14 protein-coding genes are annotated in these 14,021 nt (G+C 65.6%); 4 read left to right on the top strand and 10 right to left on the bottom strand.

What is annotated here, in order from left to right; all coding sequences use genetic code 11:
* Window positions 1–44 precede the first annotated feature (44 nt).
* Together EA796_RS11460 and gloA are read left to right on the top strand one after the other, a co-directional pair.
* Entirely contained in the window at window positions 45–1,262 is a 1,218-nt protein-coding gene (locus EA796_RS11460) for an argininosuccinate synthase (protein WP_021443585.1), read from the top strand.
* Between the two features lie 93 nt (window positions 1,263–1,355).
* On the top strand, window positions 1,356–1,748 hold the full coding sequence (gene gloA / locus EA796_RS11455; RefSeq protein WP_021443586.1) for a lactoylglutathione lyase: 393 nt from the start codon (window positions 1,356–1,358) through the stop codon (window positions 1,746–1,748).
* 60 nt (window positions 1,749–1,808) lie between these two features.
* On the opposite strand, the gene EA796_RS11450 is transcribed toward gloA, so the two are convergent.
* The 9 genes from EA796_RS11450 to metG form a co-directional block, all read right to left on the bottom strand.
* Window positions 1,809–1,988 carry a PA3496 family putative envelope integrity protein gene (locus tag EA796_RS11450; protein WP_017677837.1) on the bottom strand — a complete coding sequence of 60 codons (180 nt, stop codon included), beginning with the start codon at window positions 1,986–1,988 and terminating at the stop codon, window positions 1,809–1,811.
* Between the two features lie 106 nt (window positions 1,989–2,094).
* Entirely contained in the window at window positions 2,095–2,733 is a 639-nt protein-coding gene (nth, locus tag EA796_RS11445) for an endonuclease III (protein WP_122108708.1), read from the bottom strand.
* Window positions 2,730–3,437: an electron transport complex subunit E gene (locus EA796_RS11440; protein ID WP_021443588.1), complete on the bottom strand. Its 708-nt coding sequence runs from the start codon at window positions 3,435–3,437 to the stop codon at window positions 2,730–2,732. Before EA796_RS11440 ends, nth begins: the two co-directional genes overlap by 4 nt.
* Window positions 3,434–4,069, bottom strand: a complete 636-nt coding sequence (gene rsxG / locus EA796_RS11435) for an electron transport complex subunit RsxG (RefSeq protein WP_122108707.1) — start codon at window positions 4,067–4,069, stop codon at window positions 3,434–3,436. The genes EA796_RS11440 and rsxG overlap by 4 nt, the downstream gene beginning before the upstream one ends.
* Before the next feature lie 2 nt (window positions 4,070–4,071).
* Entirely contained in the window at window positions 4,072–5,103 is a 1,032-nt protein-coding gene (locus EA796_RS11430) for an RnfABCDGE type electron transport complex subunit D (RefSeq protein ID WP_122108706.1), read from the bottom strand.
* Window positions 5,104–5,176: 73 nt separating this feature from the next.
* Window positions 5,177–8,182 (bottom strand): electron transport complex subunit RsxC, encoded by a 3,006-nt coding sequence (gene rsxC / locus EA796_RS11425; RefSeq protein WP_256679208.1) that lies wholly within the window; start codon window positions 8,180–8,182, stop codon window positions 5,177–5,179.
* Window positions 8,179–8,754: an electron transport complex subunit RsxB gene (rsxB, locus tag EA796_RS11420; protein ID WP_122108705.1), complete on the bottom strand. Its 576-nt coding sequence runs from the start codon at window positions 8,752–8,754 to the stop codon at window positions 8,179–8,181. Before rsxB ends, rsxC begins: the two co-directional genes overlap by 4 nt.
* On the bottom strand, window positions 8,751–9,335 hold the full coding sequence (gene rsxA / locus EA796_RS11415; RefSeq protein WP_122108704.1) for an electron transport complex subunit RsxA: 585 nt from the start codon (window positions 9,333–9,335) through the stop codon (window positions 8,751–8,753). The genes rsxB and rsxA overlap by 4 nt, the downstream gene beginning before the upstream one ends.
* Before the next feature lie 119 nt (window positions 9,336–9,454).
* Window positions 9,455–11,491 carry a methionine--tRNA ligase gene (gene metG / locus EA796_RS11410; RefSeq protein WP_122108894.1) on the bottom strand — a complete coding sequence of 679 codons (2,037 nt, stop codon included), beginning with the start codon at window positions 11,489–11,491 and terminating at the stop codon, window positions 9,455–9,457.
* 164 nt (window positions 11,492–11,655) lie between these two features.
* Between metG and apbC the strand changes: the two genes are divergently transcribed.
* Window positions 11,656–12,744, top strand: a complete 1,089-nt coding sequence (gene apbC, locus EA796_RS11405; protein ID WP_021446087.1) for an iron-sulfur cluster carrier protein ApbC — start codon at window positions 11,656–11,658, stop codon at window positions 12,742–12,744.
* Window positions 12,745–12,866: 122 nt separating this feature from the next.
* On the opposite strand, the gene EA796_RS11400 is transcribed toward apbC, so the two are convergent.
* Entirely contained in the window at window positions 12,867–13,076 is a 210-nt protein-coding gene (locus EA796_RS11400) for a cold-shock protein (protein WP_004423761.1), read from the bottom strand.
* A gap of 311 nt (window positions 13,077–13,387) precedes the next feature.
* Between EA796_RS11400 and dcd the strand changes: the two genes are divergently transcribed.
* Window positions 13,388–13,954, top strand: coding sequence for a dCTP deaminase (dcd, locus tag EA796_RS11395; RefSeq protein WP_021446086.1), 567 nt, complete (start codon window positions 13,388–13,390; stop codon window positions 13,952–13,954).
* The last annotated feature ends 67 nt before the right edge of the window (window positions 13,955–14,021 follow it).

Genomic DNA, 14,021 nt, shown 5'->3' with positions numbered 1-14,021 from the left:
CAGTAGAATCACGGGTTTTACCGTACAACCCGTGGAGTGATGGCATGGCGGACGTCAAAAAGGTAGTTCTGGCCTATTCCGGTGGCCTGGACACCTCGGTGATCCTCAAGTGGCTGCAAGATACCTACAACTGTGAAGTGGTGACCTTCACCGCCGACCTCGGCCAGGGCGAGGAGGTCGAGCCGGCCCGTGCCAAGGCCCAGGCGATGGGCGTCAAGGAAATCTACATCGACGACCTGCGCGAAGAGTTCGTCCGCGATTTCGTCTACCCCATGTTCCGCGCCAACACCATCTACGAAGGCGAGTACCTGCTGGGTACCTCCATCGCTCGTCCGCTGATCGCCAAGCGCCTGATCGAGATCGCCAACGAGACTGGCGCCGACGCCATCTCCCACGGCGCCACCGGCAAGGGCAACGATCAGGTGCGCTTCGAGCTGGGCGCCTACGCACTGAAGCCGGGCGTGAAGGTCATCGCCCCCTGGCGCGAGTGGGACCTGCTGTCGCGCGAGAAGCTGATGGACTACGCCGAGAAGCACGCCATCCCGATCGAGCGCCACGGCAAGAAGAAGTCGCCGTACTCCATGGACGCCAACCTGCTGCACATCTCCTACGAGGGCGGCGTGCTGGAAGACACCTGGACCGAGCACGAAGAAGACATGTGGAAATGGACTGTCTCGCCTGAGGCAGCTCCGGACGCACCGACCTATATCGAGCTGACCTACCAGGCCGGTGACATCGTCGCCATCGACGGCAAGGCGATGACCCCGGCTCAGGTGCTGGCCGAGCTGAACCGCATTGGCGGCGCCAACGGCATCGGCCGTCTGGACATCGTGGAAAACCGCTATGTCGGCATGAAGTCGCGCGGCTGCTACGAGACGCCCGGCGGCACCATCATGCTGCGCGCCCACCGCGCCATCGAGTCGATCACCCTCGACCGTGAAGTGGCCCACCTGAAAGACGAGCTGATGCCGAAATACGCCAGCCTGATCTACAACGGTTTCTGGTGGAGCCCGGAGCGTCTGATGCTGCAGCAGATGATCGACGCCTCCCAGGCCAACGTGAACGGCGTGGTGCGCCTGAAGCTGTACAAGGGCAACGTCATCGTCACCGGGCGCAAGTCCGACGACTCGCTGTTCGACGCCAATATCGCCACCTTCGAAGAAGATGGCGGCGCCTACAACCAGCAGGACGCGGCCGGCTTCATCAAGCTCAACGCCCTGCGCATGCGCATCGCCGCCGGCAAGGGCCGCAAGCTGATCTGATAGACTGCTTGCACCGTGTCAGAGGAACCCCGGCCACGAGCCGGGGTTTCTTTTTAGGGCCGAGATCACGGCCAATCGCTGAGGAGAAACCTGATGAGACTGCTGCATACCATGCTGCGCGTCGGCGACCTGGACAAATCCATCGCCTTCTACACCGAAGTGCTGGGCATGACCCTGCTGCGCCGCAAGGACTACCCGGACGGCGAGTTCACCCTGGCCTTCGTCGGTTACGGCGACGAGGCGCACAACAGCGTGATCGAACTGACCCACAACTGGGGCGTGGACAGCTACGAGCTGGGCACCGGCTACGGCCATATCGCCCTGGAAGTGGCCGACGTCTACAAGGCCTGCGAGGACATCCGCTCGCGCGGCGGCAAGATCACCCGCGAACCGGGGCCGATGAAGCACGGTTCGAGCATCCTGGCTTTCGTGGAAGATCCGGACGGCTACAAGATCGAGCTGCTGTCGCCGTCGCGTAAGGACTGAGGTTATCGCCGCCACGAAAAAGCCCCGCATTGTGCGGGGCTTTTTTATCCGACTCGACCTTCAGATGTCGAAGTCGTACTCGGCCAGCTGCTTGTGCAGGCGTCGCTCTTCGAGGAAGTTGTCGATGATGCGGCGCTTGGTCAGGTTGGTCTTGGCGACTTCCACCGCAGGCTCGGCATCGTCCGATTCTTCCGCGACAAAGTCTTCGTCCAGTTCGAGGTCTTCTTTGTCAGTGCTCATATGTTCCACTCCAGGCTCCGGGGCCATTTGCGCACCTTATAGCGGCAAAAATAGAGCGGGTAAAAAAGATTTTTTCAATCGGACGATCGCTCGGATCAATGGTCGATCAATCGTCCGAGGTCTTCGCCTTGTACTCGCACAGATCCTCGATGCGGCAGGCGCCGCAGCGCGGTTTGCGCGCGGTGCAGACGTAGCGGCCATGCAGGATCAGCCAGTGGTGGGCGTCGAGCAGATAGTCCTTGGGCACGAACTTGAGCAGCTTCTTCTCCACCTCCAGCACGTTCTTGCCGGGGGCGATGCCGGTACGGTTGCTGACCCGGAAGATATGGGTGTCCACCGCCATGGCCAGCTGGCGGAAGGCGGTGTTGAGCACCACGTTGGCGGTCTTGCGGCCGACGCCGGGCAGGGCTTCGAGGTCTTCGCGGTTGTCCGGCACCTGGCTGCCGTGCTTCTCGATGAGGATGCGGCAGGCCTCGATGACGTTCTTCGCCTTGCTGTTGTACAGGCCGATGGTCTTGATGTACTCGCTAAGCCCTTCGACACCCAGGGCATGGATGGCCTCCGGGGTGTTGGCTACCGGGAACAGCTTGGCGGTGGCCTTGTTGACGCTGACGTCGGTGGCCTGGGCCGACAGGGTGACGGCTACCAGCAGCTCGAAGGGCGTGCTGTAGGCCAGCTCGGTCTTCGGCTCCGGGTTGTCCTCGTGCAGACGGCGGAAGATTTCCAGGCGTTTGGCGGCGTTCACTCGATCACTCCGGTCACTCGCACGCGACGGCTTGGCGCGGGCGCCTCGGGGGCGGCGGCCTTGGCCCGCTCGGCCAATACCTGGTCGATGCGGTTCTTGCCGGCGATCAGCAGGCCGAGGACGATAAAGGCGCCCGGCGGCAGGATGGCCAGGAGAAAACCCTTGTAGTCGCTGACCAGGGTGATCTGCCAGTCGGCCGCAACCGGGCCAAACAGCAGGTGCATGTTGGCCAGCAGGGCGCCGGTGCCGAGCAGCTCGCGGGCGGCACCGATCAGCACCAGCACCGCGCCGAAGCCCAGGCCCATCATCAGGCCGTCGTAGGCGGCGCGCGGCGGCGCGTTCTTCGCCGCGAAGCCGTCGGCGCGGCCGAGGATCACGCAGTTGGTGGTGATCAGCGGGATGAAGATGCCGAGGATCTGGTACAGCTCGTAGGTGAAGGCCTGCATCAGCAGCTCGATGCAGGTGGTCAGCGCGGCGATGATCATCACGAAGGCGGGCAGGCGCACGGCGGTGTTGACCACGCCGCGCACCAGCGACACCGCGGTGTTGGAGCACACCAGCACCACCGCGCTGGCCAGCGCCAGGCCGAGGGCGTTGACCGTGGAGTTGCTCACCCCCAGCAGCGGGCAGAGGCCGAGCAGTTGTACCAGCGCCGGGTTGTTCTTCCACAGGCCGTTGATCGTGATCTCGCGGTAGCTGGTCATTGCGCGTCCTCCGCCAGGCCCAGCAGCTGGGCGCGGTGTGCGTCGAAATACTGCAGGGCGCCGTGCACGGCCTTGACCACCGCACGCGGGGTGATGGTGGCACCGGCGAACTGGTCGAACTCGCCGCGATCCTTCTTCACCGCCCAGCCCTCTGCGCCGGGGTTACTCAGGGATTTGCCGTCGAAGCTGCGAATCCACTGGCTCTTGGCCAGTTCGATCTTGTCGCCCAGCCCCGGGGTTTCCTTGTGGCCGAGCACGCGCACGCCGGCCACGCGGCCGTCGGCGAAGATGCCGACCAGCAGGTGGATGGCGCCGCTGTAGCCGTCCGGGGCGGTGACCGGCAGGATGAGTGCGCTGGGCGCCCCGTCCTTGAGCGCCAGGTAGGCCGACTGCGGGCTGCGCTGGCCGAGTTCGCGGGCGTTGACCTCGATGCGGTTGTCCAGCAGGTGGTTGTCGTAGCTGCCGGCCGGCAGGATCTCGCCCAGGGCGCGCACCTGCGCCTCGCGCTCGGCGGCGGCGATGCGGCTGGCGGTGGCCTGTTGCAACAGGGCCACGCTGCCGACGGTGGCGATGGCGAACAGGCCCAGCACCAGGGCGTTCTTCAGCATCGAGCGGCTGATTTCCGGCAGCATGCTCATTCTCCCAGCTTGAAGCCGCTATTGGGCTTGCGGTGGCCGTAGCTGCGCGGCCGGGTGTAGTAGTCGATGGTCGGTGCGGCCAGGTTCATCAGCAGCACGGCGAAGGCCACTGCGTCCGGGTAACCGCCCCAGGCGCGGATCACGTAGACCAGCACGCCGACGCCGATGCCGAACACCAGGCGCCCGCGGTTGCTGGTGGCGCCGGACACCGGGTCGGTGACGATGAAGAAGGCGCCGAGCATGGTGGCGCCGCTGAGCAGGTGAAACAGCGGCGAGCCGTTGGAGTCCGAGCCGCTGCCGTTCCAGAACAGCAGGCTCATCACGGCCAGGGCGCCGAGCATGCCGACCGGCGCGTGCCAGCTGAAGATGCGCTTGTGCAGCAGGTACAGGCCGCCGGCGAGAAAGGCCAGGTTGACCGCCTCGCTGCCGGCGCCGCCGAAGTGGCCGAAGGCCGGGTTGGCGGCGCGCAGCTCGTCCATGGTCAGGCTCTTGTTGACCTTCAGCGCGTCCAGCGCGGTGGCCTGGGCCCAGCCGTCGGGCAGCGCGGCGATACCGAGGATGTGCTGCAGGCCATCGAGCAGGGCGACGCCATGCGGCACGGGCCAGCTGGTCATCTCCACCGGGAAGGAGATCAGCACCACCACGTAGCCGAGCATGGCCGGGTTGAAGGGGTTCTGCCCAAGGCCGCCGTAGAGCTGCTTGCCGAAGACGATGGCGAAGCCCACCGCCACCAGGGTCAGCCACCAGGGCGCGTAGGGCGGCAGCGCCAGGGCCAGCAGTACGGCGGTGACCAGGGCGCTGTAATCCGTGAGGAAGAACGCCAGCGGACGCTGACGCGCGGCCAGGATCGCCGCCTCGAACGCCAGGGCGAACAGGCTGGCCAGGACCAGATTGAACAGGGTGCCTGCGCCGAACAGCCAGGTCAGGGCGAGAATGCCCGGCACCGTGGCCAGCAGCACCTGCAGCATGACCTGCTGGGTGCGATTGCTGCCCTTGGCGTGGGGCGATGTGATGCGGGGCAGGGCCATTGGCGCTCCGGTCGTTGCTGTCGCTGCGCTGTCGGGTGTGGTGTTTGTCCCCGGATTGCGTCCGGGGCGGATATCAGGGTTGGTATTCGGCCAGTTGGCGTTCGGCCTCGGCCAGGCGCGTGCGGGCCTGTTCCAGCGCCTCGCTGGCGGCGTTGTCGTCGCGCTCCAGCTTGCGCAGGTCGGCGCGGGCGAAGGCCGCTTCGGTTTTCAGGGCTTTCAGCGTTTCGTCCACGCCGGGGCGTTCGCGGCGTACCAACTCCGGCGCCGGCTTGTCCGAGGCCGCCTCGGCGGCGACCAGGGCATCGCGCAGCGGCTGCAGTGCGGCTTCGTCGGCGCCGGCCTTCTCGGCCTTCTTCAGTTCGGCGCGCTTCATCGCCAGCTCGACCTTGGCCTTTTTCAGGGCCTCGTCGCCGGCCGGCTTGGCGGCGGGGGCGGGCGCCTGGCTGTCCAGGCTGGCCAGGGCCTTCTCGGCTGCTTCCAGCTGCTGGCGCAGGCGGGCGAGTTCGGCCTGCTGGTCGTCGTCCGGGTTTTCGATCTTTTCCAGCTTGCGCAGCTGCGCCTTGAGCATGGCGGCGTCGATCTTGGCCTTTTTCAGCGCTTCGTCGCCGGCGGGTTTGGTGGCCGGGGCGGGTGCCTGCTTCTCCAGGTCGGCCAGGGCCTTCTCGGCGACTTCCAGTTGCTGACGCAGGCGGGCGAGTTCGGCCTGCTGGTCGTCGTCCGGGGTCTCGATCTTTTCCAGCTTGCGCAGCTGGGCCTTGAGCATGGCGGCGTCGATCTTGGCCTTTTTCAGCGCTTCGTCGCCGGCGGGTTTGGCGGCCGGGGCGGGCGTCTGGCTTTCCAGGCTGGCCAGGGCCTTCTCGGCTGCTTCCAGCTGCTGGTGCAGGCGGGCGAGTTCGGCCTGCTGGTCGTCGTCCGGGGTCTCGATCTTTTCCAGCTTGCGCAGCTGGGCCTTGAGCATGGCGGCGTCGATCTTGGCCTTTTTCAGCGCTTCGTCGCCGGCGGGTTTGGCGGCCGGGGCGGGCGTCTGGCTTTCCAGGCTGGCCAGGGCCTTCTCGGCTGCTTCCAGCTGCTGGTGCAGGCGGGCGAGTTCGGCCTGCTGGTCGTCGTCCGGGGTCTCGATCTTTTCCAGCTTGCGCAGCTGGGCCTTGAGCATGGCGGCGTCGATCTTGGCCTTTTTCAGCGCTTCGTCGCCGGCGGGTTTGGCGGCCGGGGCGGGCGTCTGGCTTTCCAGGCTGGCCAGGGCCTTCTCGGCTGCTTCCAGCTGCTGGTGCAGGCGGGCGAGTTCGGCCTGCTGGTCGTCGTCCGGGGTCTCGATCTTTTCCAGCTTGCGCAGCTGGGCCTTGAGCATGGCGGCGTCGATCTTGGCCTTTTTCAGCGCCTCGTCGCCGGCCGGTTTGGGCGCCGGGGCAGGGGCAGCCGCTTGTGCGTCGGCCAGGGCCTTCTGTGCGGCTTCGGCAGCGGTGCGCAGCTCGGCGACCTGGGCCTGCAGCTCCGGCGTGTCGTGGGCTGCCAGCTGTTTTTCCGCCTTCTTCAGGGCGACCTGGGCCATGCTGGCCTCGATCTTGAGTTTCTTCAGCGCCTCGTCGGCCGGGGCGGCGGCAGCCGGCGGCGCCTCGGCCTGCGCCGCCTTGGCGCGGGCGGCTTTTTCGGCACGGGCCTTGCGCTCGGCTTCCTTCTGTTCCTCGGCGCGGCGCAGGCGCTCCTGGCGCTGCTCGAAGCGCTGCTTGGAGTGCTCGGCCTTGAGCTGCTTCTGCTCCAGCTCGCGGATTTCCGCCTTGGCCGCGCGGTAGTACTGCACCAGCGGGATGCTCGAGGGGCAGACATAGGCGCAGGCGCCGCACTCGATGCAGTCGAACAGGTTGTGTGCCTTGAGCTGCTCGTGCTCCTGGCCCAGGGCGAAGAAATGCAGCTGCTGCGGCAGCAGGCTGGCCGGGCAGGCCTCGGCGCATTCGCCGCAGCGGATGCAGGGCAGCGCCGGCGGTGGTGGCGGCAGCTCGGCGGCGGTGCTGGCCAGCAGGCAGTTGGCGGTCTTGATCAGCGGCACTTCGAGGCTGGGCAGGGTGAAGCCCATCATCGGTCCGCCCATGATCAGGCGATTGAGCTTGCTCCGGTCGAGCCCGGCAAATTCCAGCAGCTCGCCAACCGGCGTACCGAGCAGTGCCTCGACGTTGCCCGGGCGCGCCAGGGCCTCGCCGGTGAGGGTGGTGGTGCGCGAGATCAGCGGCTTGCCGTGAACCACGGCCTCGTGCACGGCCACGCAGGTGCCGACGTTCTGGCAGAGGATGCCGATATCGGCCGGCAGGCCGCCCGATGGCACCTCGACACCGGTGAGGATCTGGATCAGCTGCTTCTCGCCGCCGGAGGGGTACTTGGTGGGGAACACCCGCACCTGGTAGCTGCGCTCGCTGCAGGCGCCGCGCACCGCGGCGATGGCCTCGGGCTTGTTGTCCTCGATGCCGATCAGCACCTGCTCGGGCTGGATCAGCTGCACCAGGATATCGATGCCGGAAACCAGCTCAGCGGCGCGCTCGCGCATCAGCAGGTCGTCGGCGGTGATATAGGGCTCGCACTCGGTGCCGTTGATGATCAGCGTGTGGATCTTCTGCGTCGGCCGCGCGGTGAGCTTCACCGCGGTGGGGAAGCCCGCGCCGCCCAGGCCACTGATGCCGGCCTCGCGGATCAGCGCCAGCAGTTCGGCGGAGTCCATATGCCGGTAGTCGGGATGCGGGGTCAGGTCGATCCACTCGTCCAGGCCGTCGCTGTCGATGACGATGGCCGGCGCCAGCATGCCGGAGACATGCGGGTAGGGCTGCGGGCCGATAAAGCTGACCGTGCCGGAGGTCGGCGCATGCAGCGGCGCGCTGACGAAACCGGTGGCCTCGGCGATCTTCTGCCCCTTGCGCACCCGCTCGCCGACCACCACGCAAGGCTCGGCGACGGCGCCGATATGCTGGCCCAGCGGCAAGGTCAGGCGGGCCGGCAACGGCGCCTGCTGGATTGGCGTGCGGTTTGACAGTTCCTTGCGCTCGGCCGGATGGATGCCGCCGGGGATATCCCAGATACGCTCTTGTGCGCTCATGCCGCCTGCTCCCGGTCGCTGGCGATCAATTGGCCGGGCGCCAGCGGCTTGTCCCATTTCCAGCTCTGTACGCTGCCGCCCACTTCGAGCATGTCGATGCAGTCCACCGGGCAGGGCTCCACGCACAGGTCGCAGCCGGTGCATTCGCTGGCGATCACCGTGTGCATCTGCCGCGCCGCACCGACTATGGCGTCCACCGGGCAGGCCTGGATGCACTTGGTGCAGCCGATGCACTCGGCCTCGCGGATATAGGCGACCATCTGCGGCTTCTCGCCTTCCACCGCGTCCAGTGGCTCGGGCTCGACGTCGAGCAGGTCGGCCAAGGCGGCGATGGTCGCCTCGCCGCCGGGCGGGCACTTGTTGATCTTGTCGCCGCCGGCGATCGCCTCGGCGTAGGGCTTGCAGCCAGGGTAGCCGCACTGGCCGCACTGGGTCTGCGGCAGCAGGGCGTTGATCTGCTCGGCGATGGGGTCGCCCTCGACCTTGAAGCGCACCGCGGCGAAACCGAGGATGGCGCCGGCCAGCAGGCACAGGCCGAGCAGGGCGAGGACGGCGACGAGAACCAGGTTCATAGCTTGATCAACCCGGTAAAGCCCATGAACGCCAGCGACATCAGGCCGGCGGTGATCATGCCGATGGCCGCGCCCTGGAACGACTTGGGCACGTCGGCGATGGCGATGCGCTCGCGCATGGCGGCGAACAGCACCAGTACCAGGGAGAAGCCCAGGCCGGCGGCGAAGCCGTTGGCGGTGGCGCTGACGAAGGTGAACTCGGCCTTGTTGGCGTTGAGCAGGGCCACGCCGAGAACGATGCAGTTGGTGGTGATCAGCGGCAGGAAGATGCCCAGCACGCGGTACAGCAGCGGGCTGGTCTTGTTCACCACCATCTCGGTGAACTGCACGGTCACCGCGATCACCAGGATGAAGCTGATGGTGCGCAGGTACTCCAGGTCCAGCGGTCTGAGCACGTACTGCTGCACCAGATAGCTGCACATGGCGGCCAGGGTCAGGACGAAGGTGGTGGCCAGGGACAGGCCGATGGCCGTCTCGATCTTCTTCGACACGCCCATGAAGGGGCACAGGCCGAGGAACTGCACCAGCACGAAGTTATTGACCAGGATGGCGCTGACCATGATCAGGACGAGTTCGGTCATCGGGTTGCCGTTGTGCTCGAAAAGGCCATAGAAAAAGGGCGCTTATTATCGGGAAGCGCGCAGAAGCAAACAAGCCGGCATTGGCCGGCTTGTTCGACGCCTATAAGCCTAGCTGGCGCTTACTTGACGCGCTGGCCCGGTTTGGCGCCGCTGTCCGGGCTGAGCAGGTAGATTTCCTCGCCGCCGGGACCGGCGGCCAGCACCATGCCTTCGCTGATGCCGAACTTCATCTTGCGCGGCGCCAGGTTGGCCACGTACAGGGTCAGGCGGCCTTCCAGCTTGCTCGGGTCCGGGTAGGCGGACTTGATCCCGGAGAACACGTTTCGCTTGGCGTCGCCGATATCCAGCGACAGGCGCAGCAGCTTGTCGGCGCCCTCGACGAACTCGCACTTCTCGATCAGGGCGATACGCAGGTCGACGGCGGCGAAGGCGTCGAAGGCGATCTCGGCGGCCAGCGGGTCCTTGGTCAGTTCGCCGTTACCGGCAGGCTTGGCGCTTTCTGCGGCCAGGTCTTCCTTGGAGGCTTCGATCATGGCGTCTATCTTCGCGGGTTCTATACGGGTCAGCAGCGGGTTGAACGGATTCAGCTGGTGGTTGGCCAGCGGCAGCGCCAGGTCGGCCCAGGTTTGCGGGGCGACATTGAGGAAGGCTTCGGCGTCGGCGGCCAGTTTCGGCAGCACGGGTTTCAACATGATCACCAGCTGGCGGAACAGGTTGACGCCCAGGGCGCAGATTTCCTGCACTTCGGCCTGCTTGCCTTCCACCTTGTTCAGCGCCCAGGGCGCCTTGTCGGCGATCCAGGCGTTGGCGCGGTCGGCCAGGGCCATGATCTCGCGCATGGCGCGGGAGAAATCGCGCGCCTCGTAGGCCTCGGCGATGCTCGGTGCGGCGGTCTGGAAGGCGGCCCACAGCTCGGGCTCGGGATTGGCGGCGACCAGCACCCCATTGTTGCCCTTGTGGATAAAGCCGGCGCAGCGGCTGGCGATATTGACCACCTTGCCGACCAGATCGGAGTTGACCTTCTGCACGAAGTCCTCGAGGTTCAGGTCGAGGTCATCGACGCCGCGGCCCAGCTTGCTGGCGTAGTAGTAACGCAGGTACTCGGGGTTCAGGTGATCGAGGTAGGTGCGCGCCTTGATAAAGGTGCCGCGCGACTTGGACATCTTCTGCCCGTTCACCGTCAGGTAGCCGTGCACATTGACCGCGGTGGGCTTGCGGTAGCCGGCGCCTTCGAGCATGGCCGGCCAGAACAGGGCGTGGAAGTTGACGATGTCCTTGCCGATGAAGTGATACAGCTCGGCGGTCGAATCCTTGTTCCAGAAGGCGTCGAAGGAAAGCTCCGGGCGGCGCGCACAAAGATTTTTGAAGCTGGCCATATAGCCGATCGGTGCGTCCAGCCAGACGTAGAAGTACTTGCCCGGCTCGTCGGGAATCTCGAAGCCGAAGTAGGGCGCATCGCGGCTGATGTCCCACTCCTGCAGGCCGCCGTCGAGCCATTCGGCGATCTTGTTGGCCACCGCCTCCTGCAGGCTGCCGCTGCGGGTCCACTGCTTGAGCATGGCCTCGAAGTCCGGCAGCTTGAAGAAGAAGTGCTTGGAGTCCTTGAGTACCGGCACGGCGCCGGAGATCGCCGAGCGCGGGTCCTTCAGCTCGGTGGGGGCGTAGGTGGCGCCGCATTTCTCGCAGTTGTCGCCGTACTGGTCCTCGGCCGCACACTTGGGGCAGGTGCCCTTGATGAAGCGGTCGGCGAGGAACATGCCCTTCTCGGGGTCGAAGTACTGGGTCACCGAGCGGGTGGCGATATGCCCGGCGTCGCGCAGCTTGAGGTAGATCGCCGCCGACAGCTCGCGGTTCTCCTGCGAGTGGGTCGAGTGGTAGTTGTCGAAGTCCACGCCGAAGTCGGCGAAATCGGCGGTGTGCTCGGCCTGCACATTGGCGATCAGCTGCTCGGGGGTGATGCCTTCCTTCTCGGCGCGCAGCATGATGGCCGAGCCGTGGGCATCGTCGGCGCACACGTAGATCGCCTGGTTGCCGCGCAGTTTCTGGAAGCGCACCCACATGTCGGTCTGCACGTACTCGAGCATATGGCCGAGGTGGATCGAGCCGTTGGCGTAGGGGAGGGCGCTGGTAACGAGAATCTTGCGGGCTTCGGTCATGGTGATCGGCTGCACTGGTAAAACGAGGGAAGTCGGCAACTATAAGGGAAGCGACAAGCTTCAAGCTACCTGCGCCACGGAAAAGCGCCGTGCTCCATCGCCCGATGGCGCTGCTGCTATGATGGGCGCCTGTTTCTGCCCTGCCTTGTTCTTGGAGTTCTTGCATGAGTGCCGTCACCCGCGAAGCGGTCGAAGCCTGTCTGCGTCGGTTCACCGACCCCCATCTGGACCAGGACCCGGTCAGCGCCGGCTGTCTGCGCGAGGTCGAGATCCAGGGTGGCCAGGTCAATGTGCGTCTGCAGCTGGGCTACGCCGCCGGGCTGTTCAAGAACGGCTGGGCGCAGATGCTGCAGATGGCGCTGGAGAGCCTCGATGGCGTCGACAGTGCACGGGTGCAGGTCGATTGCCTGATCGAGTCGCACCAGGGCCAGGCCCAGGTGCCGGCGCTGGCCGGGGTGAAGAACGTGATCGCCGTGGCCTCGGGCAAGGGCGGGGTGGGCAAGTCCACCACCGCGGCCAACCTGGCCCTGGCCCTGGCCCGCGAAGGCGCGCGGGTGGGCATTCTCGACGCCGATATCTACGGGCCGAGCCAGGGCATCATGTTCGGCATCGCCGAAGGCACGCGGCCGCAGGTGCGCGAACAGAAGTGGTTCGTGCCGCTCGAGGCGCATGGCGTGCAGGTGATGTCCATGGCCTTTCTCACCGACGACAACACGCCGATGGTCTGGCGCGGGCCGATGGTCAGCGGTGCACTGCTGCAGCTGATCACCCAGACCGCCTGGAACGACCTGGATTACCTGGTGGTGGACATGCCGCCGGGCACCGGCGACATCCAGCTGACCCTGGCGCAGAAGGTGCCGGTGGCTGGCAGCGTGATAGTCACCACGCCGCAGGACCTGGCCCTGCTGGATGCCAAGAAGGGCGTGGAGATGTTCCGCAAGGTGCATATCCCGGTGCTGGGCGTGGTGGAGAACATGGCCGTGCACATCTGCTCCAACTGCGGCCATGCCGAGCACCTGTTCGGCGAGGGCGGCGGCGAGAAGCTGGCGGCGCAGTACGGTGTCGAGCTGCTGGCGTCCCTGCCGCTGTCGATGGCCATCCGCATGCAGGCCGACGACGGCAAGCCGACCACCATCGCCGATCCGGAAAGCCAGATCGCCATGATCTACCAGGACCTGGCGCGCAAGGTCGGCGCCCGCATCGCCCAGGCCGGCCAGCCGGCGATGCCGAGCATCGAGATCAGCGACGACTGATAGCGGTCGCGCAGCGGCCTTCTGATGACCCCTCCCATTTATGGGAGGGGCGGCCGGTGTTTCTTCTGGCCATAAAAAAGCCCCGCACTAGGCGGGGCTCTTTTCAAGCGGGTCAGCTCAGGTTAGACAACCTGAACTTCCTCAGCCTGCATGCCTTTCTGACCACGGGTGGCCACGAAAGTCACTTGCTGGCCTTCTTTCAGGCTCTTGAAACCATCGCTCTGGATGGCTTTGAAGTGTACGAACAGGTCGTCACCGGATTGCGGGGTGATGAAGCCGTAGCCTTTCTCATCGTTGAACCACTTAACGGTGCCAGTCTGACGATTGGACATGTGATGTCTCCTAACAAAAGTAATAACAGCCCTGGAAAAGCCCAGGCCGGGACTGAGTGCAACGAGTACTAGGAGTCGGACGATGTTTGGATCGAGATCTAGGCATCTAGTAGCGATTCGCGGTGACACATGCAGCACAGTGGGCACACCATACGTGTTTTTATCGTCGAGTGCGAATGCTGCGTGCGTCTTTCTTGCAAATAACTCGCGGCGGCCGGTCGTGACGCCGGTCGACAGCCTTTGAAGCGGGGCGCCGGGGTCGGTAAGATGCGCTCACTTTTTTCGCCACCGCCCATTCAGGACACCTCGCCATGAGCATCAAATCGGACAAGTGGATTCGCCGCATGGCTCTCGAGCACGGCATGATCGAGCCCTTCGTCGAGCGCCAGGTGCGCACCGAAGGCAACGAGCGGCTGATCTCCTACGGCGTGTCCAGCTACGGCTACGACGTGCGCTGCGCCGACGAATTCAAGGTGTTCACCAACATCAACTCGGCCACCGTCGACCCGAAGAACTTCGACGAGAAGAGCTTCGTCGACGTGAAGAGCGACGTCTGCATCATCCCGCCGAACTCCTTCGCCCTGGCCCGCACCGTGGAGTTCTTCCGCATCCCGCGCGACGTGCTGACCATCTGTCTGGGCAAGAGCACCTATGCGCGCTGCGGCATCATCGTCAACGTCACGCCGCTGGAGCCGGAGTGGGAAGGCCACGTGACCCTGGAGTTCTCCAACACTACCACCCTGCCGGCGAAGATCTACGCCAACGAGGGCGTGGCGCAGATGCTGTTCCTACAGTCGGACGAGGCCTGCGAGGTGTCGTACAAGGATCGCGGCGGCAAGTACCAGGGCCAGCTGGGCGTGACCCTGCCCAAGGCCTGAATGGCCGCTGCATCCGAAAAAGCCGAGCCTCTGCTCGGCTTTTTCGTCTTTGCCCCGCTCGATAGGC

The sequence above is a fragment of the Pseudomonas sp. AOB-7 genome (assembly GCF_003696305.1).
In the GTDB taxonomy this organism is placed as follows: domain Bacteria; phylum Pseudomonadota; class Gammaproteobacteria; order Pseudomonadales; family Pseudomonadaceae; genus Aquipseudomonas.
This window is presented reverse-complemented; position numbering and strand designations above follow the sequence as displayed.